This window comes from Pseudomonas sp. zfem002 (assembly GCF_032621685.1).
GTDB classification, from domain to species: Bacteria; Pseudomonadota; Gammaproteobacteria; order Pseudomonadales; family Pseudomonadaceae; genus Aquipseudomonas; species Aquipseudomonas japonica.
This window is the reverse complement of sequence record NZ_JAVYJH010000013.1, coordinates 15702-39221: the sequence shown is the minus strand read 5'-3', so window position 1 is coordinate 39221 and position 23520 is coordinate 15702. Positions and strand designations below refer to the sequence as shown.

Genomic DNA, 23520 nt, shown 5'->3' with positions numbered 1-23520 from the left:
GCCAATGATGAGAAAGCCAGGCCAGCCCGGCTTTTAATCGGGTTTAAAGAGTGCTCGGCTAATGAGAGTGGTGGTTCGAGTTTCCACCTGCATCCATGACAGTGCCTGTTGCACTGATATCGCCATTGACCTGGAGATTACCGTCCAGTGTGACTTGGGGTACCTGAAGGTTGACAGCGGGAGCCTTCACGATCACAGGTTCGCCAGTCTCAAGCGTAACGCCGCGAGCGCACCTCACCGCTAGTTCGCCCACATTTTCCACGTTCATCACCCCAGCAGCCCGGTCATAGCTCACCACGGTTCCATCGCTATAGCGCACGTAGTCGGTATCTTCATCGACTATTGGTGGCGGCTCAGCGGTCGAGTAAACGCCGCCCAGGTACACCCCGCCAACACCGTCATCATCCAGCAGCACCGCCACCTGCTCGCCGATCTCAGGCATCAACGGACGCCGCTTGGTCCCTTGCGAGTTGCGCTGCGGAACGTTGAGCCAATAGCTCTCGACACCATCGCGGTCATCCAGGCGCACCCTGATGCGGCACGTCAAATAGTCCACCGCACTGACCTCGCCGTACTCCAACGCCACACTCATGCGACAACATCCGGCTGCGGCCCGTAGGTAGAGAGCGCAAGATCCGGCTGTATGTTCTGTTGAGTCATTGAGATCGAGGGCGCTGCGACCCTGCAGGCTTCCTGGTCGATGGTATAGCCACCGCTGCGCGTGATTCGGTGATGCGCAGCGGTGATCAAGTAGTCGCCACCCAGTTTTCCTGCAGCTCGCAGTGTCACGACGTTGCCGCTGACCAGCTCAGGCCGGCCCATGGCTGTCCAGCCGCCAGTCGTGCGCTCCCTGTTTGCTTTCGCAAGGTCGGCCTTGGCCTTGGCTTTGGCGATCTCTTCAGATGCAGCTCGCTTGCGCTGCTTCTTTGTGTCTGCGCTGGTTGTGGCTTTGCTTGAACTGCTGGGCACCGCCACCGTTTCACCGTTCACGATGTCGTAGGAGATCAGCTTTTTCTGAGCGGGCTCCTTGTGCTTGACCACGACCTTCTGCGGCACGACGGTGATCTGGTCACGAAGGCGCACACTTGCGAGGTCTGTCAGTGCCAGGGTGGCTACCGGCTTGCCCTTGGCCAGGTCACTGATCGAATGGAACACCATGCGCTTGCCGGTGACCTTGAACGCATAGTCATACTCCCCAGCAAGATTGCGCAGAAACGTCAGATCAGAGTCCTGCTGGGTCAGGCGGTCGAGTTTGATCGGCTCGATGCGCCCAACAAGCTCCATCCCCTGACGAGCCGCGATCTGTTTGGCGACAGCATCGAGCGTGGTGCTCTCGTAGGCGCGGTGCTCTGTGGTGCGCAGGGCGGACTGGATGCCAGCGCCCAGGGCACGAATGTTGACCGTTGCTGGCGGTGCATTCAGCTCAACCTCGTCAATTTCGAAGTTGCCCAGGGTGCGCAAGGGCTTACCCTGCCATCCCATCGACAGGGTGAGCAGGTCGCCATGGCCTGGATACCATGCATCGGACCATTTGCCTTCTGTGTCTTCCAACTCGACGTCAAGGCTGTCGGCCTGGCCAGTCAAGTAGTCTGAGTACGTCAGTGACAACAAGTGCTGGCTGATATCGTGCGTGATGTTGCTGTGCTGATAGCTCAGTACGAAGCGAGCCTCAGGCACCTGGTTCGGTGTCAGCGCATCCACGGTGGGAGATCCTCTGTAGTCGGTTGTTGCTCAAGCATTGGAATGGCAAGGGTCAGCCCGGCAGGCAATGCAGCGGTAAGCGGCACATGTGGGTTTGCCTGGGCGATTGGCTGATACCGGTGGGCATCGCCGTAGTACTTCCAGGCCAGCGAGTCCCAGCGCTCACCCTCGGTTGTCACGTGCAGAATGAACATGATCAGGCTTTCCTGGTGATGACTTGCGCGGCCAGGCCAGCGAGGCGCGTGCCTGCGCTGTCCATCGTGGTCAGCGCTTGGCCAAGGGAGTCACGCGATGCTTCGAAGCGCTCGACGATGTTTCCCAGATCGACCGGGTTCAGGCTGGAGCGTGCCCCCATCACACTGCCCAGCACGTCTTCGCCCATCTTCGCAAGGTCCGCACCGTCCTTCAGCAAACCCGCTGCCTCGGTCAGCCCCTCAAGCGGCCCGATGACCTGGGCCGTCACACCGAGCATCTGCGGAACCTGATTGAGGATCATCAAGGCGTTGCCGCTTTTAATCTGGTCATACAGGTTCTTGCCGGCCTGAAGAATGTTTGCAGCCGTCTTCGCGTGACCGATGACCATCTGCGTTGTGCTTGGGGCAGGCATGAACTTCGACAGCAGGCCAGGCGAGCCCGCAGCAGCAGCGGTAGTGCCGCTTACTGCAGGGCTGATCAGAGCAGGCGGCGCAACAATCTTGCGCGTGAACGCTCCGGTGTACTCACGCAAACTCAGTTGCACGGCAGCCGAGGCAAGCTGGCCGGTTGCTGACATTCGGTGATGAGCCAGGCTCAAATCGGTAATAACTTGCGGGCCGAGGTAATCACCATTGCCGAGTACCAGGGCCAGCGGTAGATGTATGGATTTGGCTTCCCGTAGCGCCTTCCAGCGCGCCTCAGGATCTCCGAGCTGCGGACGAAGCTCGATGCTTAAGTTGATCTCATCGAGCCCTTCACCGATCCACTCCAGCAGAGGCTTTCCTTTCATGCGCGCGTGCTCTGCCCATTCTGCGGCTGATCGCAACTCCAGCCCGACGATGCCACCGGAAACGGTGAATTCAATGTCACCCAGGATTGCAAACATCAGGCAGATCCTCCCGCAGGACCGTAGCTACGGCGGCGTTGGTCGTGCTGGAAGCGCTCCATGAAGCGCACGAACTCGTCATAGCCGCTTCTTAATGCCTGCTCGACCTGCTGTTGCTGGGCGCCGGCAGGCAACTCGATCTTCGGCGAGTAGTGAACGACCACAGGCTTTTCGTCTTGCGTCGCCGCACCAGAAGCCGCACCCATTCGGCTTGCGAGAGACACCGCCTCAGGGCGGGGTGGCGGGCGCGGCGCCCACTGGGTTGTGCTCGCTGCGGAAGGCGGCGCTGGCGGCAAATTATTAGGAACCGGCGGTTGAGACGTGCCTGGCTTGGGCATGGGCGACAGCAGTTTCGGGGCGGCAGGTTCAAAAAGGACGGGGGCCGTTTGCCGGACGAACTCGAACTGCGGGGATCGCACCAACGGTTCAGGCAAGACGGGTTCAGGCATCATCGGCGAAAGCATTTTCGGCGCTGCCAGCTCAATGCCGGTTACGCCAGAAAGTCCGAGCGCTGCTTGTCGAACCAACCCCTCCTGACTGGTGATCCCGATAGCCGCACCTTCGCTGATGTTCGCCCCGTAGCCGATAAACACACGGCTGGGCGACTGGATACCCAGCGTTTCGGTGAACCAGGTCTTGATAGAAGTACCGACTGCGATAACAGACTCTTTGGCCGCATCGAGCGCATTGCCGATCCCGCTGACCAGGCCGGAGATAATCATGCCGCCGAAGTCGGTGAACTTCGCCGGCAACTCGACTCCGAAGTACTCAAGCACCCCGGCAAACGCGCGGTAGAACAGGCCTACGGGAGAGAAGTTTGCGATCAGCGCAGCAATACTGCCGATGCCACCTTCAAACGCTTTGGGAATCTCACCAATGAACTCAAGCAGCCACCGTGCCGGCGTAAACAATGCCGAGATCACACCGCCAACGGCTAGACCGAAATTCATGCCGGATGTCGTCGCATGGCCAAGCTCATCAGATGTCAGTTTGATCGGCGCGAACAGCTCGCGGAACCAACCGATCATGGGTTCGATCATCTGCCCGACAGCGGAGAACAAGGGTGCCAAGGATGAAAACGCAGCAGAAAAAGCATCGCCAATCGGTTTGAGACCTTCCAGCAACCCAGTGAAGAAGCCCGACGAAAAGGCGCTGATCCGATCCCAGTGCTGGTAAACAAGGAACGAGGCAACGGCGAGCGCAGCAAAAGCGGCAATGATCCAGCCAATCGGTGTGGCGGCCAGCACAGTGCCGAAAAGCCCGGTCACATACGTCAGCCCTGGAATAATGCCGACCAGGTTTCTGATCCCGGCAATGAAGGGCGCGAAGCGTGCGGCAATCAGTGCTCTGTTGAAAAGTGCCATTCGGCCCGAAATCAGTGATAGCGCAGTGCCAAAACCGTTGAGCGCGGACGCGCCCAGGTTCATGCCATAGCGAATTCCAATAACACCGAGCTTCAACGCGACAAGCCCGGCCACAAGTTTGATCGCACCACCGACAAGTTCCGAATGCTCCTCGGACCACTTAGAGAACGTTTGAACCATCGGCACAACTCGTTGTGTCAGGTCGACGATGGTGGGCAGAACAATCGTACCGACCGCGATGCCCAGGTCCGTCATCCCAATCGTCAGAGCTTTGAGTTGCTCCTTGGCGCTGCCCATTCGCTTTTTCCAATCGGAATCCAGCACACCTTTATCAGCAGCGTCCTTACTGCCTTGCTTTATGCGCGTGTTGTCCTCCTGGTTGGCCAGCGCCGGACGGACAAACGCAAGTACCTGTTGATCTGCAAACAATGCACTCAACTTATAGGCCTCATCCAAACGAGTCAGGGCGGTCTCGCGCTCCTTATCGTCTTTGATGTCCAGCGCTTTCTTGTACTTGCCCGCCGCTGCGGTCGCATCGCTTCCAAGGTACTTGGTGATGACCCTGATCATCGACTCTGCCGGAGAGAGGCCTCCACGAACATGGTTTTTCATCGCATCTTCGAGATCGATACCTGCATCCTTGAAGGCTTTTGTAGTTTCGGGCGAGGTCAACTTGTTCATGAAGTTCATGAAGTTGTTGGCGGCTTCATCGTTGCTACCTGCACCTTTGCGCGCAATCTGCAAAGACGCTCCGATCTCGGCCACCGCACGCTCTCCGGTAATTCCCAGGGCAGCAAATTGCGGTGTGAGTTTTGGCAACCACTTGGCCATGTCCGCGAGTTCAAACTGACCACTTTTACCGGCGTAGGCCAGCATGTTCATCGACCGTTCAAAGCCGGTAGACGTGATGCCCAAGTTGTCGTTCAGCGCGATTGCTACTGCGCCGAGATCATCCATTGATGCCCGAGTCGCGGTGGCTGACTTCGCCATGATTGGCGCATAGGCTTCCAGCTCTTTGACGTTAGAGATGCTCCCCGCAATGAGCACCCCAACGCCCTTGCCAACCTCCATTTGGGTCTGATTCCACTGCAGCGCAGCGCCGCGCATTACATCGCTGAGGCCTTTTTCCTTTTTCTCGTCAAAGTCTCCGGTGATCGCGATGTCGCGCACCAGATCCTGAAAATCAACCGCGATATCGACTGCCTTGGCAACTGGCGCGGCGACTACGGCGGCTGTCCCTGCCGTTTCCATTGCCTCGCCGCGAAGCTCGGCACGTTCGTTTTTCAGGGTTTCAGAGCGTGCGATGCTGAGGTTGAGCCGCTCCTGTTTGGATCTGAGCTGATCAATTGCTCGACCGACTTGATCATACTCACGGCGAAGGCGTCCGATGCCCGATCCACCGCGAGCAATCGAGTCCGAAAGCTCTGAGCCGATTCGCTTCTGCTTTGCAGTGAGCCCGTCAGTTGCCCGCCCGAGCTGCTGCACCACGGACTTTGCTGAGCCAAAAGCGGCATTCAGCGTGCCTGATACAGCAGCCCCGATCTTCAATCCAACAAGGATTTCGTTTGCCATGATTCGCTACGCTGCCGGAGTTTGAAAAGGACCGGGAGCTATACAGCTCCTGGTCGGGTGATCAATGGCGCATGTTTTCGGCGGCTTCGAGGCGGCGGTTGATTTCCCGCTCGCACACGTCGCACCAGCGCCAGTACTCAGTCATGGTCAAGCGCCGAATCTCCGATGGCTGCATCCTCAACACGAGCAGCAGTGCTTCGTCCCAGGACTTCAGCGATGTCTCCGCCATCAGCGATTCCCCGAAACACCTCGGTCACTACCTTGGCATCGGCGATGTCGAGTTCCCCAATGTCCTCCATGGTCAGGCCGGTCATCCTGGCGAAAATGAAGTCCTCCTGGGCCACTTCGCCTTTGGCGTAGGAATGGGCAGCCGCCAAGTCTTTACGCTTGAGGCGTTTGATAGGCAGCGTGGTAATCAGCTCACCAGCAGCGTTAGTGAAGGGGAATTTGAGGGTAATGCTGAGGGGGGCGGCCATTTGATGCTCCAGGTTGATCGGTCTGATCGGTTGCTCTGAAAGAGCCCTGAGCATCACACCTGGTCGTGGTGCTGACTTTTAATCGGGTTTAAAGAGCAAGCCCCGCATTTTCGCGGGGCTTGCATTGCCATCCTGGCAGCTTCATCCATGAAGCGTTTCCTGACTACGCTTGCCCAATATTTTTTCTGTACTTGGCCAGTTGATCCTGGCCGCCGACTTTGAAGATGTTGGCCAGGTAGTCCAGCAACACCACCTCGCTGCCATTGAGCACCTGGCGCACGTAGATCGCCGAGAACGGCGATTCGAACTTCGTCGGGTCGCGCGGCTTGTACGTCCCCAACTGGTACTCCTTGAACATCACGGTCATCAGCGTGACCAGTGGCATCTCGTCCACCAGGCCGGCGCTGTTGAAGACCTGGACGTTCGACCGGAGCTGCAACTGCACCGTCTTGAACGGCGTAGCGAAGCGCTTGGCCGCGTCGTAGTACAGGCTGTTCCAGACGATCTTGCCTTCGAGCTTGTCGATGCCGTCCGGCAGCTCGATCAGGCCGACCATTCCCAAGCCCTGAAAGTCGCTCATCACGGACTTGACCGTGCCGAGGTCGATTTCTTCGACGCGCCCGAAGAAGCTGTTGCCGTCCAGGTAGACCGACGCATTGGTGATGCGATGTGCGCTAAACCCTGTCATTTAGGAGGCCCCCAGGTTGACGAGATATTCCCCGGTGATTTCGGTTTCGAAGGTGCCCCGTTCGAACGGCAGCGGCACGGTGAGTTTGTAGTTGAACAGCATGTGCCCCAGCTCCAGCTCGGTCTGTGGGTTGCGGGCCGGGTCATACCAGCACTCGCCACCGATCAACGCCTGGTCACCGACCAGTTTGCGCATGTGCTGATTGACGCTCTCCGTGATGCTCTCGATCAGCGAGTCGGTGATGGGCTGATCCACGAACTGCAGCGAGCTGTAGCGGATCGACTCGTCGATGACGTCCTTGGTCCGACGCACGTTTTCGAAGTTGCGCATGTGGGTCACGGTTGGCCAGGCCGCCGTGCGGTTGCCCCACAGACGCAGGCCCGTGCCGAACGAGTTGAACACCGTGGTGATGCCGTTTTCATTCAGCAAGTTCACTTCGCTGCCGGCGTCATCGATACGCGCCGTCAACGGTCGCTCAAGGCCGATCACGCCCATCAGTTCCTTGTTGGAGCTGCTCCACCAGTAGCCGTTGTCGTTATCAACCTTCGCCCGCAGGCCTGCTGCGCGGATCGACAGCGGCTGCAAGCGCTCACCACTTACGGCGTCATAGACCTTGACGTGCGGATAGCACAGGCGAACTCGGTCGCTGCTGGTATTGAAGTTGATAGCGCCGGCAGGGCCGCGCCCAGCGATGACCTGTTGCACCGTGGTGCCAATGGGCGCATCGATGTAAGTGACACCACCGACCTTGGTCGCCGAGGCGATCAGTTCTACGCTGACAGCGTTGAGCGTACTGAAACCCGGTGCGATGAAGATCTTCGGGAAAAAGCCAAACTCGTTGTAGCTGTCCTGGAAAGCCAGCAACCCGCTGCGCTGGCCAGCTACCGACACTGCGCCGATGATGTCTGTAGGAGTGACCTTGGTAGGGTCGGCATAGGCATAGTCGATCTTCACTTTGCCATTGATCGCGATGCCGCCCGTACTGATACGTTGCACAAGGCCGCTGAGCATATCGACGGTGTAGTCAGTCCCCAGGACGTAAGAGGCGCTGCCATCATCGGATTTCAGCGTCAGTATCTGCAGAGCCCCATGATCCAACTGCAGGCGGTCGTTATCAGCGAACTGTCCAGCTACACCAGGAACGCTGGTGCGATGCACCGCCGGATCGAGCACGTTGTAGACCAGGACAGTGCCTGCGCCGAAGTCGTAGATGCCATCCAGCGCCTCTGGAATGCTGAAGCCTGGCAGGTGACCGCCAAACTGGGCGCCGTCGATGTCGTTGAGCGACAGCGTCAGCTTCTTCACCGGCCCGGTCGGCGCAGTGCCGATCAGCGCGATGACCGCCGATTTGACGACGCGGATCGCGCGGGGGCCGCGTTCGACCTCCGTCGTTTCGATGCCGTGCAGGTAGTTAGCTGCCATTGGCTTGATCTCCTTCGTCCTTCCCGCTTGCACCTGGCTTCGCGGGTTTGGTGGCTGCGGGTTCAGGCACCAGGTGCCCCAGTTCCAGCAGCACGCGGGTGTAGTCATGTTCAGCAGGGAGTTCGACCGGCTGGCCTGGCAGCAACTGAACGTCGAGCAGATTGCCGGGGGAGACTCGCAGACAAGCCGCGCTTTGCGGGCCGGTGTAGCGGTAGCGTGTGAGTTTCATTGAAAGCCCTCATTTTCAAATTCTGCGCGGGTGAGGAACGGGCCATTGCTTGGGGCGACAAACTGGATTTGCGTAGCGCGGGTTGTGATGTCCAGGGCGTATTGCCATACGCCCTGGACGTGCCCCAGAAACTGCTCAGAAATGGGCTGGCATGGGCGATCGCAATGCGGTGGAAGCCAGCCGGTGATGCTCTCCCGAATACGGTCCAAGTAACTGGTCACCCCGTCCTTGCCGTTGAGCTGGCGGAACACAAGCGTGAAGCGAAAAACCAACTGACGCTCTTGGAACACCGCATCTGTTGCATCGGATTCGCCGAATTTGCTGCGACCGTAAGCCACAAGGATGGCGCCTCTCGGATGATTCAGTCGGTAGCCCCCAGGTGCTTCTGGAAACAACTCAACCGAGAGTTCCCCCGTAAAGTGCTCCTGCAGGCGCGCGAGCAATGCGTCCTGCAGCATGGCGGTTTGGGTTTTCGGGATCATCGGTAGCCACTCCAAACGTCGTCACCGAATTGCTGGTGGCGCGAGCGGACGCGGATCTCACCGGGCTCGGGAGCCGCCTGGCCTCCAGGCATACCGAGGGTGACAACGCCATCGCGGATGCTCTCCAGCAACTTGATGGTGTCTTTGCGGCTGTCCTTGACCGCGTCCGGCATCGAACCCTCTGGCCTGCGCTGATAGAGCCAATGCCTGGCCAACAGCACCACTGCATCCCGCAATACGGTTGGCACCGGGTCCAGCGGCAGGTCGTAGCGGCCACGCAGGTAACCATCCACCATTTCTTCGCCCTGGCGAATACCGTCCTCGATCACGCCTTCATCAGGCTCCTGGGCTGCAGGGTCATCATTCGAAAGCTGGATCAACGTCAGCTCCGGGATCGCCCGGCCAATGTCATTGCGGGTGCAGTAGCGCATGGTCAGATACCGCGCACGATGCGGATGATGTCACCCGCTGCAGTCGCGGCATCCAGGGCAGTGCCGTTGCTGATACCTGCTGCGTGCACGACGGCACGACCAGTCGCGTCCGACTCGACTTCGGCACCCGCCGCGATAGCCCCGCCTGCAGAGACAAGGCAGATGCCCAGGACATCGACCGGAGCCGCGTTACCGGCTTCGGTATCCGCCGCAACCGAGCCCAGAGACTTTGCGCCTGCAGCGCACAGGCCGCCGCCCAGACCGGCGAAGCGGTGACGTGGCAGATCGACCAGGGCCAGCAATGAGGTAGTGAGCACAGTCTGTTTGGTCTTCACTGGATACCTTCCTTCGGCTTGATGCAGCCGTTTTTCAGCAGAGGCAACGCCACGGCATCGAGCAGCAGAAGCTCGGCGCCAGCGGTGTACAACTGGCCATCGAGCAGCACATCACTTTGGGTAGTGACTTGATAGCCGCGCGTTGCGGGCTCAGGTTCGGGTTCGGGTTCGGGCTCGGGGGCTTTGGTCGCACCGCCGCTGGCCGAGGCTTGCTGATCAGTGGCGCCCGCTCCCGATGTATCAGAGGCCTGGGCCGTTTTCGGCACCTGGCCTTGGCCAGCCTCGGGTTTCTGTTCCTGGTCTTGGGGGGTGGATTTCGCAGCCATGTTTCACCTCAGCCGTTGATGTCGGAGATCAGGTAGCCGGCATCGGCGCCGACGACGACGGCCTTGTAGATGTCGGTGTTACGCACGAAGTGGAGCTTGCCGCCGGCCCCGTCGAAGGTGTCGATCTCCGGCATACCCTTGCGGCGCAGGGTGTAGCCGAAGCTCGGGTCTTCGTAGTTGGTTTGGGAGCCACCCTGTGGTTTGGCGACATAGGCCAGTTGCAGGGTGTCGGTCCAGATATCACCCACCGAGTTGGTGTTGGCGAGCGCCTCACCGATATGGATGTCGTTGATACCGAACAGCACCTTGAGGTGCTCGAGGGTGATCAGTTTGCGCTCATTGCTGCCCAGGGCTTCCTGCAACTTCGGATGGAACTTGAGCGATGCGTAGGCCGAAGCACCCATGGTGATAGTGTTCGGGCGAATGCCGATACGACTGCGGATCACTTCCTTGCCACGCTCGACATCCGCTACCGGGTCACCACCGCCATTGCTCCACTGGCTGTTGCCAGCCAGGGTGACCTTCGCGCCCGCCAAGTAGGTGCCGGGGTTCTGTGCGAGCTTCGCGCAGGCGACCTCGCGACGCAGGTCAATGACATCGACGACACGGCGCGAAGCGCGTGCCTGGGCATCGAACATCGCCTCGTTCTGTTCCCGGTAATCGACCGGGTAAGCGATGTCATGCTCACGCAGCACTACGTCCAGTCCATCAACATCGTCAGGGTTCATGATGTTGGACTGCGCCCGGATTGCACGTTCTGTGTCGTAAAGCTCGAACGCTTCTTTGCCGAACAGCGGGATAGTGCCGGCCTCCTTGTCCATCGGTGCAATCGGGAACAGCGCTTCGCCGATGAATTGGGCGTTGCGGTACCCCCGTGCAAGGTTGGTCAGTACCGGATCGACAACCCGGACTTGCTTCAAACGATCTGCCATGGTGGCTCCTCGATCAGATGAGCTGGCGGACAGCCTGCTCGTAGGAAATGTTTTTCTCGGCGGCCAGGGCGGTTGCACGCTGGTGCAGGTCCAGGCGGTCGGGGTCGGTGTTCTTCTCGGCGAACTCCAGGTCGGCCTTCACCGAGCCACCGCCGTGGCGCTCCTTGCTGGCCTTCTCGGCGAAGTCGATCTGCTTGGGTAGGTCGCTGAAGATCGCCTTGAGGCCAGTGGTGACCGGCTGTCGTTCGTCGCCCTCGCCGAACTCCAAGGGCTTGTCGTTGGACTCGGCGAAATCCAGGGCTGCGATCAACGCGGGAGCATGCTTGGGCAGCAGACGACCTTCGCTGACCAGGCCTTCGGCGAAGGCGACATGGCTCTGATGGATACCCTCCAGGCGGGCTTTGCGGCTCTGTTCCTGGTGCTGCTTGACCTGGCCTTTGAGGCGGTCGTTTTCCGCCTGCATGGCGGTGATTTCTTCGGGCGTCACATTGGATTCCTCTGTGATGGATCGGGCGGGTTCTGAAAAGGACGGTCGTGGGTCGTGCTCACGCGCAGCTTCGGCGAGGCTGTTGATCTGCCAGTCAGGGATCACCTGGTCGGCGACCTCCAGGCCGCGATCACCGATCAGGAAGTCACGCAGCCGGCGCCACAGGGACGCGCTGGTTTCGTGACCGAAATCGCCGAACTCGATGACACCTTCTTCGCCATCGGCCAGCTCGATGGGCCGCAGGCCTTTCACCGCTGGCGGCTGTGCGCCGAGGAAGCCGACATGGCGCAGGTAGTACACGCCGGGGACGGGGTTGTTCGGGGCGTCCGGGTGATAGAAGGAGGCGGAGATTTTCTTGAAGCTGCCTTTGCCCACCAGGTCGGCGAACGCCGGGTCAACTTGCGTGGGGGTGGCGATCAACCCTTCGTTGCTGGCACTGAGCGATTGAACCCAGCCCGCCGCTGGTGCGTCGTGTCTGGGGTGACCGATCACCAGGGGCGCTTCATGTCGGGCAGGATCGTAGGCCAGGACTGTGGCCGTCAGGTCCGATTCGCTGAAGCTGAAGCTGTCACCGCTCATGGCGACGTGCTTGCCGGGCTTGAAAATGTGCAGTGGTTTCATGAGCTGTGCGCTGCGTTTGATGACGATGCGCACAGCCTGACCTGCCGTTGGCGGACTGACTTTTAATCGGGTTTAAAGAGTGCGGATGCGACTGGAATAGTCAGAGGCGGGAAACGCGGAGCGGGATAGCATTCAGACTTGGCTTTATAAAGCGCTGTAAAGCATTCGTCAGCGCTGCCAGGCCTTTGCAGGATGAACCGGAGCGCCCGAACCGTTTCGTCGCTCCTGTGGCCGCTACTGGCGGGCGGCCTTTTCCAGGTGCGCGAGGGCGAGATCCAGGATGGCTTCCTCGGCCTCAGGCTGCAGATCTCCCTCAGTGTTCATCGGCAAATATGGACGACCTGGAATGTCACCCCACAGGTGCGGGAAGTCCGACTGGGTGCCACCGAACTGCATCATGGCGGCATAAGGCTTGTTGCTGCCCACAAGCGCAGAGCTGTCCGTTGCTTGCGTAGTGATCGAGCTGGCCAAGCCTGCACCGCTGACCTGCAGGATCTGACCAGGCCAGTTGCCGTTCTTCTCGCGCCGCGCGGTTGTGACATCGGACAGGCTCTGCCACTCGGGACGCCCTTCCTCGTCGAAGTTTTCTTCTGTCTGACTCAGCAACTCTGCAGCGATGCCCCGCATCAGCGGCGCCAAGTCACCGACCGCCCATTCAACTTTACTCAGTGCAGCCTGCAGGCGCTGATGATCCAGTTCGACTGTGAACACTTCAAACCCCCTAGGCGGCTGCCTGTTTGCGTTTAAGCATGTCGCCCAGGCCAGCACCTGGTGCATGGTTGAATCCGGGATCAGTGCGGAAGGTGATCGCCTTGCCCGCGGCGTCCGTCGTTCGGATGCCTGTGACGGGGGCGGTGCGGATCTCACCGGTACGTTTGTCGATGCCGGTCTCCACGGTTTCGGTGAACAGGCGTCCTTCGCTCGACACGACTTTCAACCCTCGACGCTTCACTGCGGCTTCGCTCAGCGCAACGACACGGCATCTGCAGTTGAACCCATTCGGCGGGAAGATCGCAGACCAAATCGGGTCATCGTGGCGGAACACTTGACCATTCAGCGCGCGGTGACTTGGTCGCGTCTTGCCATCCAGGATGGCCACGTACATCCAATACGGGTGCGTTTCGGTAGTTTGCTCCATCTCGGCCTTGCGCCCGGCCATATAGGCGCTTTGCAAGTTGGTCTGATAGATCGTCTTCAGGCGGCGTGGGCTCCCCAACTGGATCATCTCGCCAACGCCCTGGCTGTCGACGATAACCTGCTTACCCCACCAGCCCTGCGCCTCCAGGACCGGCTGCAGATCCGCGATGAACTGCTTCAGGGTCTGACCCTCCTGCAACGCAGTTTCCAAGGCGCCGCGAATGTCCGACAGCAAGTCAAGGCGCATGGCTTTGGCAACCGTAAAGGCCTGGTCATGTGCCTGGTCGAGCATTTCCTGCCAGTTCCAGGTGATGGCATAACCCTTGGACTTCAGGTAGGCCACTGCGTTTTTCGGCTCAAGGCCAAAAATAGCCTTGAGTTCGGTCGGGCTCGGGGTCTTCATAGGGCGCGCCATCAGTCTTCACGGTCCGCATTGGCATTCAACCGGCCCCAGATGTTGGCCAGAAACATCAGCCGCGTGAGAGTCTCCTGCAGTGCTTGGTCGTCCATTGTTGGGTTGGCCTCGGCCAGCAGGCCAAGCGCCTCAGTGTCGGTGCGAGCGCGCAACAGGGCGTCAATCACTGGGGCTACAGCCTGCTCACCGTGCTCCTGGAGTAATTCGGCGGGAAGACTGTTGATCACCTGATCAAGCGCCACCTGGTCAAGAATGGGTTTCAAGGTTGACTCAGCAAACTCAGGCGAGCCGGTCGGCTCAACGGTGGGAGCAAGGTCGCCTTCCTGCAGGTTGTAGGTGCGCATCCAGTATTGCTGTGTGAACTTCACTCCCGAATCGGTGAGCGACTTGTCCCGCTCGGCCAAGGTCTTGTCGATCTGATCCTGTTCCCACAACTCGTACACGGGTGCATCGACGTGCTCACCGAAGTTGAGATCGACGACCAGACGGATCGCAGCATTGAGCGTTGCCGCGACAATACTGGCGTCGCCGTCGCGGATGTCTTCGGTTACATCCAGTCCGGCCATCGCGCTAGCGCGGTTTGAATTCGACTCGGTTGTCTGGTTCTGGCCGAGCAGCGCGACGTTGATCTCGCTGCGGCAGTACATCAGCAGTTCACGGTACACATCAGCGCTACCGGTTTTGCCTGCGGCCTCTTTGATTTCGACACTGGAATCGTTGGGGATGACCGCGACGGCGTCCTGCACCATCTGCTCCAGGCTGTCCAACAGATCATTGGTTTCTTTGGTCGCCGCACCACGCGGGTGCTTGCCGATCAGCCAGGGGCTGCCGTATTTCTCGGTGAACTGAACCCAGAACTTCATGCCGCCCTTCATGAACACCACAGGCCAGAAGCACATGGACATGTCGGCAAACCCATACGGGTTGTTATAGGTCGCGTCCTGTCGGGCCACGATGAAACGCTGCGGGTCGCACAATTCGCCCTGGATACCGGCGTCGCGAGCGCGGAAACGGAGCTGGTTGTCTTGGTCGTACAGAAACCACTCGGCGGGCTTACCCAGCAAATCCTCGGGCACCAGGTGAAGGCCTACGGACTTCCACATCAGCTCAACCGGTTGGTAGCCAAACAGCGCCGCATCGAGCAGCTCACGAATGATGCGGTCGAGATCGAGGTCGGCCAGCCAGTCCCTGACAAAGCGCTCAACCCGGACCGGTGCCTGGCCGCGCTTCAAGTCGCGTTCAAGGGCGAGCACCGATGACTTGCGGCGACGGATGTTGCCGCCGACCAGGGCAGAACTGCGCAGGTCACGGTAGACCTTGATGTCCTTGCCCTGGGCTTTGAGGATCGGGTCTGGGTTTGGCAGGTACATGCCCAGGGCCTGCGCATCGAAGCTGCGCCCACGGCTGGCAATGTGGTCGGTCAGACTCTTGTCGCGCCGTGCCTCGGCGAACGTGACGAACTCTGTGGGGCTGACCCACACGCCCTTGCTGCTCATGCGTACCCCTGAAAGATCTGTGATGCCGCACGACGGCGGCGGGATTTGACTTTGACCGGAGCAGACGCGCTGTCCAAGGTGGCGAAAGTGGCCAGCACACCAGCTCCAGCGAAGTCGCCATGGCGGTACAGCTCCGGGTCCTTGAGGTCCTGCTGGCGGGCTTTGACGATCATCGGGATGCCATCCACGGTTTCGATTGCGCGGATGTCTTGTTGCAGCGAGTCGTCCTTGGGCAGTGTGATGGTGCCGTCTTCGAACAAACCAACGAAGCGCGGCATCCAGGCCCCATACCAAGCCCGCGACAGTTTCACCTGGTGAATGCGTTCATGGCCGAATTCATCGGCTGTGTCCTCGGCCAGCGTCTCGCCGTTGCCCGAGGCGTCCAGGGCGGCGCTGATGAAGTTGGGAAGACCACGCAGAATGGCGAACAGCACTTGTTGCTGTTGCCGGGTCGGCACCTTGTGCATCTCGACCACGAACGGCACATCACGGTGACGCTGTTGGTCAACCGACATTGGGCAGATGATCGAGAAGTCGCGGTGGCGCGCGTAGTCCATGCCGAGATACCAGCGCAACTCAGGGTCGAGCTGCTGTAGCAAGGGCAACAGGTGCGGCTCCATCCAGGTCTCGATGAACGCTTCGCGTCGATAGACCGCCTGCAGGGTGAAACTCTCGTCCAGGGCGAGTCGGAGTACTTGCCGATCCGAACGCATAGCGTCTTCGATCCACACACCAGGTACGCACACACCGTTGCCGTCCCGAGGGATCGCGTCCAGCTCTTCGCGCATCTGTGCCTTGCGCGGACCGTATGCGTTGCGGATGCTTTTGTACCAGGCCTCCTTGCCCTCGGCGGTGGGCTCTTCGCCACGCATCATGCAGCGCCGCTCGTACAAGCCATTGGCAACGGCATCATCGAACGTCGCTTTGTAGACCACCGCGGCATTACCGTAGCGGCCCTCCTGAATGTCATTGATCATGCCGTTGAAGGCATTGGCCTTGCCGTTGTGAGTGCTGATGATCACGATGCGACCGCCCCAGATCAGCAGTGCGGTTGCAGCATCGAGCACAGCCGAGACGTTCCGGTGATAGGCCGCTTCGTCGATGATCACCTTGCCTTGGAGGCCACGCAGGTTGGCGGGGTTGCTCGACAGCGCGACGATCTTGAAGCCCGAGGCATAACGGATGCGGTAGGCATTGATCTGGCGAGTGTTGCCTGACTCGTCCTGGTCTTCGAACAGGAACTCCTCGATCTCACTGACGCCCGAGGCTTGAGCCTCGGCGATTACGCGGGAGAACTTGGCGCAGTAGCCGATGAACTCCAGGCCCTTTTCCTTTGTGTCGCCGACGTAGAACACGTCCATGCCGCCCGCGCTCTTGCGGGACGCAGCGGTAATCACAGAATCCAGGGCTTCGGCGAATGTGATGCCGGTGCGGCGACCTTTCTCGCACAGCTTGATCTGCGCGTCGATGGCCAGCCAATCGGCCTGGTGCGACATCAGCAGGCCTTCGGTGATCGGGTTGTAGCCTTGAGGAATCGACCGAACGGAGTCCGGCAGTTCGTCCCATTCAACGACGCGCACGGTGCTGCTGCTGGGCTTCACCGCTGGGGTGCTCATACTTTTACACCGAGGAACTTCTGACGCCAGAACAAGGCTTGTTCTTCATCCATGCCACCGCTGCGGACTTCCTTGTCCAGTTCGGCTGCCTGCTCCTGGAGCAGGCGTTCGCGCGCAGCACGCTCGATGAACTGGCGCTCTTTTACACTCAGGGTCCGGGCTTCCATGGTCGCCTTGGCGGCACGGGCCAGGGCTGCCACTTCTTTGATAGTCACCTCATCTTTTTCGTGGGCGCCCATTGCGGCCTGGTAGGTCAAGGTCGAGACGGCTTCTACCAGCAGAGCGCCAGTCTTGTCGCTGGAGTCTTCGCCCAGTGCACCCACGAAAGCTTCGGCCTGCTCACGGTGCTGCCGGGCTTTCTCGGTGAGCTGCTCAAAGCCCACCTTGAAGCGCCCGAGCGCGCTGCGGCTGGGCACTTTTTCGTTTGGGAATCGGCTGCGCAGATCTTCAATCATCTCGTCGAGAGTCATCCGATCTTCACGCAGCAGTTTTTGCAGGTACGCCTTAACCACTGGGGGCAGGCGGCTGACCGACGATTTACCCGCCATCTCAGGCCCCCGGTCGCTTGATGCCTGGGCAGCGTGCGCGGCCCGCAGCGATGTCCTGACCGCGCTCGGTGAGGGTTGCAACCAAGACCGGGCCGATGTCATCCAGGGAGACGGCACCCTGTTCGCCTAGCCAGTGCAACTCAGTCTTCACCTGGTCGCGGCTGACGCTGTGACCATAGCTGTCCAGGGCCGCATTCAGCACCGAGCTGTTGGCGCGGTAGGTCGGCATTTCAACCAGCAAACGTAGGATCACCAGGCGCATGTCCTGGCGCAGGAACTCTGCGTATGGGGTCATTTCTTTTCTCGCAGCAGGTAGTCATTGATTCGGTCCACCGAGCGGGCGATAGCCTGGACGCCCGACAGTTCGGCACGCACGGCTTTCATGTCGCCGAGCAGCTCGGCAATAGCCGCATGATCCGGCATGTGTCGCACACGCTCTTCAAGGGCAACGATGCGGGTACGAAGCTCCAGCAACTCTTGGGCACTTGCAGCCTGGCGGTTCGTCAGCCAGGTGTAGACGCCGAGGACCGTGAGGATCAGCCACTGCACGGTCTGGAAGCCGAAGTTCAGCTCATTCAGGTTCATCGAATCCCTCTCTTCTGCAGGTGCTCCAGGGCCGATTGGCAGTCCACGCAATGTTCAGTACCTGGCGCGGCCTGGCGGCGTTCTTCCGGGATTGCATCGCCGCACTCTTCGCAGCGATATGCCGAGGCGCCAGACCGCTTTTGCAGGCCGTTGCGGTGAACCAGCAAGGCCGCTTCGGTGAAATCGTTGTCTTGTGCCTGGTCAGCTACATCCATACGCGGTCAGTCCTTTTCTTGAAGATCGAGCACGGCGTTGAGCTGTGCCAGGTTGTTGCGAGCCCACATGCCATAGTCCTGGGCATGTGCGAGGATGTCGGCAGGTGTAACGCGGCTTTCCAGTAGCTCGGCGTCAGTGCCGGGGGCGGGGCTGGTCGCTGCTTGAGGGTGGCCGGCAGTGGTGCCTTGGACGGCGGCGGGCACACCGAGGGCGGCGTTGTAGTCGCGCAGCCAGCCAGCAGTGAACACGCAACGAGGAATGGCAACAGGCTTGGACGCAGGCGCAGGCAGGTAGACGGTGGTGACATTGGGGATTCGCTCCTGGAGCTGCTCCAGCTCCGTTTGGTGTTGGGCCTTCGCGTTGATGAGTTGTGCTTCGGCGTCGTTGGCGCGGCGCATCTCGCTCAGGAGGTCGTCGAGGTTTCGCTGTCCGTTGGCCACGGCCTGCTCCGCATGCTCGCGCTTCAGGTCGGCCAGGTCGGCTGCACCTGCAGCAGCGGCCTGGCGATCTCCCAGTCCGTACCCGACAGATCCCGCTGCCGCAGCACTCAGGGCGCAGGCGGCGACCGCCCAGGCCAACCCGCTCGGCAGGGACAAGAAATCAAGCGCGGCCATGCTTGTGCCTCCAGCGATTGCGCATGTGTCGAGGTCGTCGGGTGGCGCAGGGCAACCAGGTGCCAGCGGCAGTCGGTGAGAGACAAAGCCAGGTGAGTGGCAGCGGCAACAGCAGCCGCAGCTTCACGGTGGTGTGTCCTGGTCGGGGCCTTGTTTCACCAGGCGGGCGAGGAACAACAGAAGTGCCAGCGCGCTGTTGAGCACGGCATAGGCCCGATCCGAGAGCTGCGCTTCCCACATCGGCAACACGTTGATCTGCAGGAAGCCGAACAGCGCGATCAGCAGGCCGAGCTGGACGCTGTAGAGGCGATAGCAACGGCGCCAGTTGGCGATCAGTTTCATACCGGCTCCCCGTGGTAGGCACCAGGGACGATGCCGGCCAGTTGCAGACCTTCGTTGATCAGTGCGTCGCCGTACCATGCACCCTCGGGCAACGGGCCGGCGCCGTTCTCGTGGCGGATGATGGCTTCCACCAGGGCGCGCATGATCTTGTAGTCGTACACGTCGATGCGGCCATCAGGTGACACGCCGACGCGGGTAGCTACTTGCCTAACGTAGCTCTCGGTGTTGTTCTCGTTGGGTGGTGCCCAGCGCCCGATGATCTTGCGGATGGTCCGCAGAGAATGTTTGTCCTGGTAGGTGACCAAGGTGCGGGCGATGGCCCGGACTCCCCAGCGGGGGTCTATGAACTGAACGAAATCGGTATCGTTCTGGTTCGCCGACATGCCTTGCCAGCGGGTGCCTTTGACGTGTCGGATGTTGCCGGGGTTGTGATTGCGGATGCCGCGCGGGGTGTTGGGTCGCATGACGCCTCCTGCTGGTTGGGCGCCAGGGCGGCGCCGAAACGAACACGCCGCCATGATCGGCGGCGTGGGCAGGAAGCGCTTTTAATCGGGTTTAAAGAGGTGAAAGCAGGCGTGTCGCGTCACTGAACCACGCCGGTTGCGCGGTACAGACCACGGGCGCCGGTCACGGCATCCGAGTGCGTGTTGCCTTGGATACGGTTAACCGTATATAGGGCCAGTAACTCATCACAGTCCTGCTTGGACTTGGCGCCCAGCAACACCGCGTTGATCCCTTCGAGGATGTCGGTGGAATCCGCGTACTGACCCTTCTCGCGAATTTCCTTGGTCATGACCCAGGCAGATGACGCCAGCGCCTCTTCATCTTTACCGTCACACACCGTTAACCCTCTGGTAAGAGCGGCCTGTGTACGCTTTACCTCAGGAGAGCTTGCCTTGACTCTTTTATCCAGGCTCAACTCGGTGAGCTTTTCAGCGACAGTTGCCGCAGTGGCAGAGATCGAAATCGAACAAAGCAAAACAAACACCAATCCTTTCATACAGCATCTCCTTGGTTGTAGCGGGACCACCCGCAGATTGTGAATGAAGCCATTCACCGGTGCGCTTGAAGTGTCAGAAAGGCAAAAATGCCCGCTACGGCTGTTACACCTATCGACCAATGCTGTAGCGATGCTGGCAGGTGATCCTTGATTAGAAAACTGCAAGTCGCAATAGCAACGAATACACCGAAAGCTTTTAACAACCGATTGTTGTTTTCGATCTTTCGTTGCTGGTTCTCCTCCTCAGCGACGATCTGATCATGACGGTGCATATCGTAGTCGCAGTGCATGCATAGCTGCGTGTATCTCCACGCGGGCTGCCCACACTGGGGGCACTCCCGCTCTCTGTCGCTTCCAGGAGGGGGTAACTGCTTGGCAGAGTTGATCTCAAAGTTCTGTGTGCCCAGGTTGATATTCCCATGGTCACCCTTGATCTTGATAACCAGTTCATGGTCCTTGCCATCGTCGGGAAGATTCCTGATCTCTTCGGTGAGCCTCACCGATAGCTTCGCCATTAGCTCCTCATCGCTACGCATAACGCTCCTTGCTACTTCAGCGATTCACCACCAACTTTAATACCCTATCTACTTGGGACTCGTCGAACGTCTGACTGTCGTTCAAAACGTTGTACACCTCGGCTGCGACCGCAGCTAACTTCTTGGTCGGCCATCGCTTGCCTGCCAACTTGGCAGCGGCTTCCAGCATCTCGACGATCCGCTCCAAACGCGGCACATCTATGTCCGCAGAGTCTTTATCACCGCCCCCGGAACTGCGGCATCCAGTCAGTACGAATTGAATGTCGGCCCCTGCTTGGGCGAAAGAGAAAAGAACCTCTCCACCAGGCACGGCGGCGCCACGCTCGTAGCGCCCCCAGATCTCGCGCGAAACCCCGCACTGCTCGGCGGCAGAGGCTTGCTTCAACCCCAGTCGGACGCGCTCTTCTTTCATCCGCTCAGCCGAAAGAGAAGAAAAGGTCACATTACCCTCTTGTAAAAGAGAACTTTGGTTCTCATAATCATCCACACAAACCCAAACCATCTTTGCATCACAGGAGCCACCACCATGGCCACCCATGCCAAAGCCCTAAGCGCCGACCAGGTGAAAGAGAGCTTTCGCCGCGCCGGCAAAACAATCACTGAATGGGCTCTCGAAAACGGCTACACCCGCAACGAGGTGTATCGCGTTCTCAATGGTCAAGCCAAAGCCCACTACGGAAAAGCGCATGACATTGCCGTGAAGCTGGGCATGAAAGCCAAACCGGCGCTAGCCGCATGAGGTTCGTCATGGCACTCAACTCGCTTTCACCAAGCAGTACTGATAGTCGGCCAGGAGCTGGTCGGCCATCTCATTCAGTGTGCTTATCACTGTTGGGCACCCCGCAATATCAGCTTGCAGACCTTGGCTGGCAATCCTCAGATCAGCCTGCAATTTCTGTTGGTTCAAGTGCCCCTCGCGCTGTAGCGAGCCTGTCAGGATCATCACGCAGCGGGCAAGCCCTTCAATGCGGCCTGCCAATTCTTCGAAATCTCGCGTTTCCATTGTCAGCTCCGGTTGTCAATTTACAGGAAAAGATTGCGCCCGCTGTAATCCTTTTGCCCATGTGCAAACCCGCAATTTGTTTGGAAACGCTTCCAGGCTGGGCTTTCCAATGACTCGCCGCCGCTGGAAGAACCTGCGCCCGACCTCGCTACGTCACGCACTAGAGCTGTGTAAGGACTATGCACGGGAGAACCACAGCAAAGGTGTCGAGCGCATCGCGGATCAGATGGGCCTCGCCGACCATTGGGCGCTTTACAAGTGGCTACAAAGTGGACGGATGCCCGCGAACCTGATTCGCCCGTACGAGCAAGCCTGCGGCTGTGACTATGTAACCCGCTGGATCGCGGCAAGTGCCGGTCGACTGACAATCGATATGCCGACCGGGCGTCACTGCACTGCGCAGGACATGCAAGCCCTGCAAGAGCTGCTCACCGCTGCCACCGGTCAGTTGCTGGACTTTTATGCAAAGCACTGCGATGCAAACGAAACCCTTGCATCGATTCAAGCCGCCATGGAAGCGCTGGCCTGGCACCAGGGCAACGTCAAGCAAAGCCAACAACCACAACTCGAACTGGAGGGGCAGCCATGAGCCGCACCGTCTCTGCTGCTGCACGCGTACTGCGAGTGCTCAAGGCGCTCAAGGGCCACACCGTGACGGGGTTGAGCAACACCGAGCTGGCCCAGTTGGCCGGCGAAAGCCCGAGCAATATCACCCGCGCGATGCAGACGCTGATCGAAGAAGGGCTGGCGGTGAAGCTGGACAACGGGCGTTTCGCTCATTCGGTAGGCGTGTTGCAGATCGCTCAAGCACACGCGGAACACATGGCACGGCTGCAAAGCCGGATGCAGGAAATCAATCAGCGCATTACCGCTGGCTCGATGAATTGAGGGGAACACCATGGCACGCAGCAAAGCTAAGCCCGCAGAACAGGAACAACTGCCCGCCCTGAACGGTGAAGTTCTCACTGCTACGCAGAATGCGATGGCAGCCACACTGGCCTCGCATAGCGATGAGCGCGACCTACTGAATCAGTTGCTTGGCCAAGCTCAGATGGCTGGGGCTTTTGAAGAGTTTTCCCGAACCGTTCGGACTTCGAAGCTTGCCTACGTCAAGGAAAACAAGCTCTACAAGGCTATCGCAGGTAAGAAAGCTCCGAACGGTTCGGAGCTTTCCGGCACCTGGGAAGAGTTCTGCTCGATGCTTGGCATCTCTGTTGATAAAGCTGACATGGACATTACCAACCTGCGGGCCTTCGGCGAGGAGGCCCTGGAGTCCATGTCTCGCATGGGCATTGGCTATCGCGAAATGCGTCAGTACCGGCGCCTGCCCGACGACCAGAAAGCAGCCCTGATCGAGGTCGCGCAGTCCGGCGACAAGGACGCCTTCGTCGATTTGGCTGAAGATCTGATCGCGAAGAACGCGAAGGATAAACAGGAGCTGGCCCAGCGACTCGACAATGTGAATGCCGACTATGAGGCGCAGAGCCAGGTCTTGGCTGACACATCGAGCAAGCTCCAGGATGCCAAGCTGGAGCTGGAGAAAACCCGTCGCTTGGTGACAGCCAGGACTTCTGACGAAAAGATCAGTGCGATCCGGGAGCAGGCCACCAAGCTGGCAACCGAAGCGGAAGACGCCATTTCCTGCAAATTGCACCCAGCTATTCACTTTCTTGTCCAGCACACCGCAGAGAGTGGCACGGATCACCGCGCAGTGATCGCGGGCCTACTCGCCCAAGTGGAGCGGGCTGTGTCCTCAATCAGGCTGGAGTACAGCATCCCTGCTACTCCCGACTCAGATGCAACCCCGGATTGGATGCGCGAAGACGCAGACCAGAAAGTCGTCAATGCATTGGCAGGGGCGTAAC

34 protein-coding genes are annotated in these 23520 nt (G+C 59.6%); 4 read left to right on the top strand and 30 right to left on the bottom strand.

The genetic code is table 11. The features are described from left to right. Positions 1-58: 58 nt before the first annotated feature. From RTI28_RS16265 to RTI28_RS16125, 29 genes are all read right to left on the bottom strand, one after another. Positions 59-592: a phage baseplate assembly protein V gene (locus RTI28_RS16265; RefSeq protein ID WP_316921400.1), complete on the bottom strand. Its 534-nt coding sequence runs from the start codon at positions 590-592 to the stop codon at positions 59-61. Beyond that, a complete protein-coding gene (locus tag RTI28_RS16260) occupies positions 589-1701 on the bottom strand; it encodes a contractile injection system protein, VgrG/Pvc8 family (protein ID WP_316921399.1) in 1113 nt (370 codons plus the stop codon). Before RTI28_RS16260 ends, RTI28_RS16265 begins: the two co-directional genes overlap by 4 nt. Further along, complete coding sequence (locus RTI28_RS16255; protein WP_316921398.1) at positions 1689-1895, bottom strand: tail protein X; 207 nt, start codon at positions 1893-1895, stop codon at positions 1689-1691. The genes RTI28_RS16260 and RTI28_RS16255 overlap by 13 nt, the downstream gene beginning before the upstream one ends. A 2-nt stretch (positions 1896-1897) precedes the next feature. After that, a complete protein-coding gene (locus RTI28_RS16250; RefSeq protein WP_316921397.1) occupies positions 1898-2782 on the bottom strand; it encodes a phage tail protein in 885 nt (294 codons plus the stop codon). After that, complete coding sequence (locus RTI28_RS16245) at positions 2782-5718, bottom strand: phage tail tape measure protein (RefSeq protein ID WP_316921396.1); 2937 nt, start codon at positions 5716-5718, stop codon at positions 2782-2784. Before RTI28_RS16245 ends, RTI28_RS16250 begins: the two co-directional genes overlap by 1 nt. Before the next feature lie 137 nt (positions 5719-5855). Next, positions 5856-6194 (bottom strand): phage tail assembly protein, encoded by a 339-nt coding sequence (locus RTI28_RS16240; protein ID WP_316921395.1) that lies wholly within the window; start codon positions 6192-6194, stop codon positions 5856-5858. A gap of 163 nt (positions 6195-6357) precedes the next feature. Further along, positions 6358-6882, bottom strand: a complete 525-nt coding sequence (locus RTI28_RS16235) for a phage major tail tube protein (RefSeq protein ID WP_316921394.1) — start codon at positions 6880-6882, stop codon at positions 6358-6360. Next, a complete protein-coding gene (locus RTI28_RS16230) occupies positions 6883-8304 on the bottom strand; it encodes a phage tail sheath subtilisin-like domain-containing protein (protein WP_316921393.1) in 1422 nt (473 codons plus the stop codon). Further along, the gene (locus RTI28_RS16225; RefSeq protein ID WP_316921392.1) at positions 8294-8533 is read right to left on the bottom strand and encodes a hypothetical protein; all 240 of its coding nucleotides are present in this window, start codon (positions 8531-8533) and stop codon (positions 8294-8296) included. Before RTI28_RS16225 ends, RTI28_RS16230 begins: the two co-directional genes overlap by 11 nt. Continuing rightward, positions 8530-9015 (bottom strand): Gp37 family protein, encoded by a 486-nt coding sequence (locus RTI28_RS16220; RefSeq protein WP_316921391.1) that lies wholly within the window; start codon positions 9013-9015, stop codon positions 8530-8532. Before RTI28_RS16220 ends, RTI28_RS16225 begins: the two co-directional genes overlap by 4 nt. Further along, on the bottom strand, positions 9012-9446 hold the full coding sequence (locus RTI28_RS16215) for a DUF1320 domain-containing protein (RefSeq protein ID WP_316921390.1): 435 nt from the start codon (positions 9444-9446) through the stop codon (positions 9012-9014). The genes RTI28_RS16220 and RTI28_RS16215 overlap by 4 nt, the downstream gene beginning before the upstream one ends. 2 nt (positions 9447-9448) lie before the next feature. Beyond that, positions 9449-9781 carry a capsid cement protein gene (locus RTI28_RS16210; RefSeq protein WP_316921389.1) on the bottom strand — a complete coding sequence of 111 codons (333 nt, stop codon included), beginning with the start codon at positions 9779-9781 and terminating at the stop codon, positions 9449-9451. Continuing rightward, the gene (locus tag RTI28_RS16205; RefSeq protein ID WP_316921388.1) at positions 9778-10107 is read right to left on the bottom strand and encodes a hypothetical protein; all 330 of its coding nucleotides are present in this window, start codon (positions 10105-10107) and stop codon (positions 9778-9780) included. The genes RTI28_RS16210 and RTI28_RS16205 overlap by 4 nt, the downstream gene beginning before the upstream one ends. 8 nt (positions 10108-10115) lie before the next feature. Then, a complete protein-coding gene (locus RTI28_RS16200; RefSeq protein ID WP_316921387.1) occupies positions 10116-11039 on the bottom strand; it encodes a hypothetical protein in 924 nt (307 codons plus the stop codon). Positions 11040-11052: 13 nt separating this feature from the next. Next, entirely contained in the window at positions 11053-12147 is a 1095-nt protein-coding gene (locus RTI28_RS16195; protein ID WP_316921386.1) for a peptidase, read from the bottom strand. Positions 12148-12381: 234 nt separating this feature from the next. Then, complete coding sequence (locus tag RTI28_RS16190) at positions 12382-12858, bottom strand: phage virion morphogenesis protein (RefSeq protein ID WP_110970242.1); 477 nt, start codon at positions 12856-12858, stop codon at positions 12382-12384. Between the two features lie 10 nt (positions 12859-12868). Then, a complete protein-coding gene (locus RTI28_RS16185; protein ID WP_316921385.1) occupies positions 12869-13687 on the bottom strand; it encodes a phage minor head protein in 819 nt (272 codons plus the stop codon). An 11-nt stretch (positions 13688-13698) separates the two neighbouring features. Beyond that, on the bottom strand, positions 13699-15195 hold the full coding sequence (locus RTI28_RS16180) for a DUF935 family protein (protein ID WP_316921384.1): 1497 nt from the start codon (positions 15193-15195) through the stop codon (positions 13699-13701). Continuing rightward, on the bottom strand, positions 15192-16811 hold the full coding sequence (locus tag RTI28_RS16175; protein ID WP_316921383.1) for a hypothetical protein: 1620 nt from the start codon (positions 16809-16811) through the stop codon (positions 15192-15194). Before RTI28_RS16175 ends, RTI28_RS16180 begins: the two co-directional genes overlap by 4 nt. Then, the gene (locus RTI28_RS16170) at positions 16808-17359 is read right to left on the bottom strand and encodes a phage protein Gp27 family protein (RefSeq protein WP_110970238.1); all 552 of its coding nucleotides are present in this window, start codon (positions 17357-17359) and stop codon (positions 16808-16810) included. The genes RTI28_RS16175 and RTI28_RS16170 overlap by 4 nt, the downstream gene beginning before the upstream one ends. A 1-nt stretch (position 17360) precedes the next feature. Then, positions 17361-17654 carry an ArsR family transcriptional regulator gene (locus tag RTI28_RS16165; protein WP_316921382.1) on the bottom strand — a complete coding sequence of 98 codons (294 nt, stop codon included), beginning with the start codon at positions 17652-17654 and terminating at the stop codon, positions 17361-17363. Beyond that, on the bottom strand, positions 17651-17944 hold the full coding sequence (locus RTI28_RS16160) for a DUF2730 family protein (protein WP_110970236.1): 294 nt from the start codon (positions 17942-17944) through the stop codon (positions 17651-17653). The genes RTI28_RS16165 and RTI28_RS16160 overlap by 4 nt, the downstream gene beginning before the upstream one ends. Continuing rightward, positions 17941-18159 (bottom strand): TraR/DksA C4-type zinc finger protein, encoded by a 219-nt coding sequence (locus tag RTI28_RS16155; RefSeq protein WP_316921381.1) that lies wholly within the window; start codon positions 18157-18159, stop codon positions 17941-17943. Before RTI28_RS16155 ends, RTI28_RS16160 begins: the two co-directional genes overlap by 4 nt. A gap of 6 nt (positions 18160-18165) precedes the next feature. Further along, complete coding sequence (locus tag RTI28_RS16150) at positions 18166-18774, bottom strand: lysis protein (protein WP_316921380.1); 609 nt, start codon at positions 18772-18774, stop codon at positions 18166-18168. Between the two features lie 123 nt (positions 18775-18897). After that, on the bottom strand, positions 18898-19116 hold the full coding sequence (locus tag RTI28_RS16145; protein ID WP_316921379.1) for a hypothetical protein: 219 nt from the start codon (positions 19114-19116) through the stop codon (positions 18898-18900). Further along, positions 19113-19580, bottom strand: a complete 468-nt coding sequence (locus RTI28_RS16140; protein WP_316921378.1) for a structural protein — start codon at positions 19578-19580, stop codon at positions 19113-19115. Before RTI28_RS16140 ends, RTI28_RS16145 begins: the two co-directional genes overlap by 4 nt. Before the next feature lie 119 nt (positions 19581-19699). Then, the gene (locus RTI28_RS16135) at positions 19700-20116 is read right to left on the bottom strand and encodes a hypothetical protein (RefSeq protein ID WP_316921377.1); all 417 of its coding nucleotides are present in this window, start codon (positions 20114-20116) and stop codon (positions 19700-19702) included. Positions 20117-20169: 53 nt separating this feature from the next. Beyond that, the gene (locus RTI28_RS16130) at positions 20170-20652 is read right to left on the bottom strand and encodes a hypothetical protein (protein ID WP_316921376.1); all 483 of its coding nucleotides are present in this window, start codon (positions 20650-20652) and stop codon (positions 20170-20172) included. Between the two features lie 16 nt (positions 20653-20668). Next, positions 20669-21139 carry a helix-turn-helix domain-containing protein gene (locus RTI28_RS16125; RefSeq protein WP_316921375.1) on the bottom strand — a complete coding sequence of 157 codons (471 nt, stop codon included), beginning with the start codon at positions 21137-21139 and terminating at the stop codon, positions 20669-20671. Positions 21140-21178: 39 nt separating this feature from the next. Here RTI28_RS16125 and RTI28_RS16120 point away from each other — a divergent pair, with 39 nt between their 5' ends. Next, positions 21179-21391, top strand: a complete 213-nt coding sequence (locus RTI28_RS16120; protein ID WP_316921374.1) for a DNA-binding protein — start codon at positions 21179-21181, stop codon at positions 21389-21391. 15 nt (positions 21392-21406) lie between these two features. Here RTI28_RS16120 and RTI28_RS16115 read toward each other — a convergent pair whose 3' ends face one another. Then, a complete protein-coding gene (locus RTI28_RS16115) occupies positions 21407-21655 on the bottom strand; it encodes a hypothetical protein (protein WP_316921373.1) in 249 nt (82 codons plus the stop codon). A 109-nt stretch (positions 21656-21764) separates the two neighbouring features. Here RTI28_RS16115 and RTI28_RS16110 point away from each other — a divergent pair, with 109 nt between their 5' ends. From RTI28_RS16110 to RTI28_RS16100, 3 genes are read left to right on the top strand one after another with little or no spacing between them, the layout of a single operon-like run. After that, a complete protein-coding gene (locus RTI28_RS16110; RefSeq protein WP_316921372.1) occupies positions 21765-22244 on the top strand; it encodes a hypothetical protein in 480 nt (159 codons plus the stop codon). Next, a complete protein-coding gene (locus RTI28_RS16105; protein ID WP_316921371.1) occupies positions 22241-22543 on the top strand; it encodes a helix-turn-helix domain-containing protein in 303 nt (100 codons plus the stop codon). Before RTI28_RS16110 ends, RTI28_RS16105 begins: the two co-directional genes overlap by 4 nt. Before the next feature lie 10 nt (positions 22544-22553). Next, the gene (locus RTI28_RS16100; RefSeq protein WP_316921370.1) at positions 22554-23519 is read left to right on the top strand and encodes a hypothetical protein; all 966 of its coding nucleotides are present in this window, start codon (positions 22554-22556) and stop codon (positions 23517-23519) included. Position 23520: the final 1 nt, after the last annotated feature.

Bases quoted from the DNA above. Each gene is read 5' to 3' on its own strand.
- RTI28_RS16265 (WP_316921400.1), bottom strand. From the start codon at position 592: ATGAGTGTGGCGTTGGAGTACGGCGAGGTCAGTGCGGTGGACTATTTG.
- RTI28_RS16255 (WP_316921398.1), bottom strand. From the start codon at position 1,895: ATGTTCATTCTGCACGTGACAACCGAGGGTGAGCGCTGGGACTCGCTG.
- RTI28_RS16250 (WP_316921397.1), bottom strand. From the start codon at position 2,782: ATGTTTGCAATCCTGGGTGACATTGAATTCACCGTTTCCGGTGGCATC.
- RTI28_RS16245 (WP_316921396.1), bottom strand. From the start codon at position 5,718: ATGGCAAACGAAATCCTTGTTGGATTGAAGATCGGGGCTGCTGTATCA.
- RTI28_RS16240 (WP_316921395.1), bottom strand. From the start codon at position 6,194: ATGGCCGCCCCCCTCAGCATTACCCTCAAATTCCCCTTCACTAACGCT.
- RTI28_RS16235 (WP_316921394.1), bottom strand. From the start codon at position 6,882: ATGACAGGGTTTAGCGCACATCGCATCACCAATGCGTCGGTCTACCTG.
- RTI28_RS16230 (WP_316921393.1), bottom strand. From the start codon at position 8,304: ATGGCAGCTAACTACCTGCACGGCATCGAAACGACGGAGGTCGAACGC.
- RTI28_RS16225 (WP_316921392.1), bottom strand. From the start codon at position 8,533: ATGAAACTCACACGCTACCGCTACACCGGCCCGCAAAGCGCGGCTTGT.
- RTI28_RS16220 (WP_316921391.1), bottom strand. From the start codon at position 9,015: ATGATCCCGAAAACCCAAACCGCCATGCTGCAGGACGCATTGCTCGCG.
- RTI28_RS16215 (WP_316921390.1), bottom strand. From the start codon at position 9,446: ATGCGCTACTGCACCCGCAATGACATTGGCCGGGCGATCCCGGAGCTG.
- RTI28_RS16205 (WP_316921388.1), bottom strand. From the start codon at position 10,107: ATGGCTGCGAAATCCACCCCCCAAGACCAGGAACAGAAACCCGAGGCT.
- RTI28_RS16200 (WP_316921387.1), bottom strand. From the start codon at position 11,039: ATGGCAGATCGTTTGAAGCAAGTCCGGGTTGTCGATCCGGTACTGACC.
- RTI28_RS16195 (WP_316921386.1), bottom strand. From the start codon at position 12,147: ATGAAACCACTGCACATTTTCAAGCCCGGCAAGCACGTCGCCATGAGC.
- RTI28_RS16185 (WP_316921385.1), bottom strand. From the start codon at position 13,687: ATGAAGACCCCGAGCCCGACCGAACTCAAGGCTATTTTTGGCCTTGAG.
- RTI28_RS16180 (WP_316921384.1), bottom strand. From the start codon at position 15,195: ATGAGCAGCAAGGGCGTGTGGGTCAGCCCCACAGAGTTCGTCACGTTC.
- RTI28_RS16175 (WP_316921383.1), bottom strand. From the start codon at position 16,811: ATGAGCACCCCAGCGGTGAAGCCCAGCAGCAGCACCGTGCGCGTCGTT.
- RTI28_RS16170 (WP_110970238.1), bottom strand. From the start codon at position 17,359: ATGGCGGGTAAATCGTCGGTCAGCCGCCTGCCCCCAGTGGTTAAGGCG.
- RTI28_RS16165 (WP_316921382.1), bottom strand. From the start codon at position 17,654: ATGACCCCATACGCAGAGTTCCTGCGCCAGGACATGCGCCTGGTGATC.
- RTI28_RS16160 (WP_110970236.1), bottom strand. From the start codon at position 17,944: ATGAACCTGAATGAGCTGAACTTCGGCTTCCAGACCGTGCAGTGGCTG.
- RTI28_RS16155 (WP_316921381.1), bottom strand. From the start codon at position 18,159: ATGGATGTAGCTGACCAGGCACAAGACAACGATTTCACCGAAGCGGCC.
- RTI28_RS16150 (WP_316921380.1), bottom strand. From the start codon at position 18,774: ATGGCCGCGCTTGATTTCTTGTCCCTGCCGAGCGGGTTGGCCTGGGCG.
- RTI28_RS16145 (WP_316921379.1), bottom strand. From the start codon at position 19,116: ATGAAACTGATCGCCAACTGGCGCCGTTGCTATCGCCTCTACAGCGTC.
- RTI28_RS16140 (WP_316921378.1), bottom strand. From the start codon at position 19,580: ATGCGACCCAACACCCCGCGCGGCATCCGCAATCACAACCCCGGCAAC.
- RTI28_RS16135 (WP_316921377.1), bottom strand. From the start codon at position 20,116: ATGAAAGGATTGGTGTTTGTTTTGCTTTGTTCGATTTCGATCTCTGCC.
- RTI28_RS16130 (WP_316921376.1), bottom strand. From the start codon at position 20,652: ATGCGTAGCGATGAGGAGCTAATGGCGAAGCTATCGGTGAGGCTCACC.
- RTI28_RS16120 (WP_316921374.1), top strand. From the start codon at position 21,179: ATGGCCACCCATGCCAAAGCCCTAAGCGCCGACCAGGTGAAAGAGAGC.
- RTI28_RS16115 (WP_316921373.1), bottom strand. From the start codon at position 21,655: ATGGAAACGCGAGATTTCGAAGAATTGGCAGGCCGCATTGAAGGGCTT.
- RTI28_RS16110 (WP_316921372.1), top strand. From the start codon at position 21,765: ATGACTCGCCGCCGCTGGAAGAACCTGCGCCCGACCTCGCTACGTCAC.
- RTI28_RS16105 (WP_316921371.1), top strand. From the start codon at position 22,241: ATGAGCCGCACCGTCTCTGCTGCTGCACGCGTACTGCGAGTGCTCAAG.
- RTI28_RS16100 (WP_316921370.1), top strand. From the start codon at position 22,554: ATGGCACGCAGCAAAGCTAAGCCCGCAGAACAGGAACAACTGCCCGCC.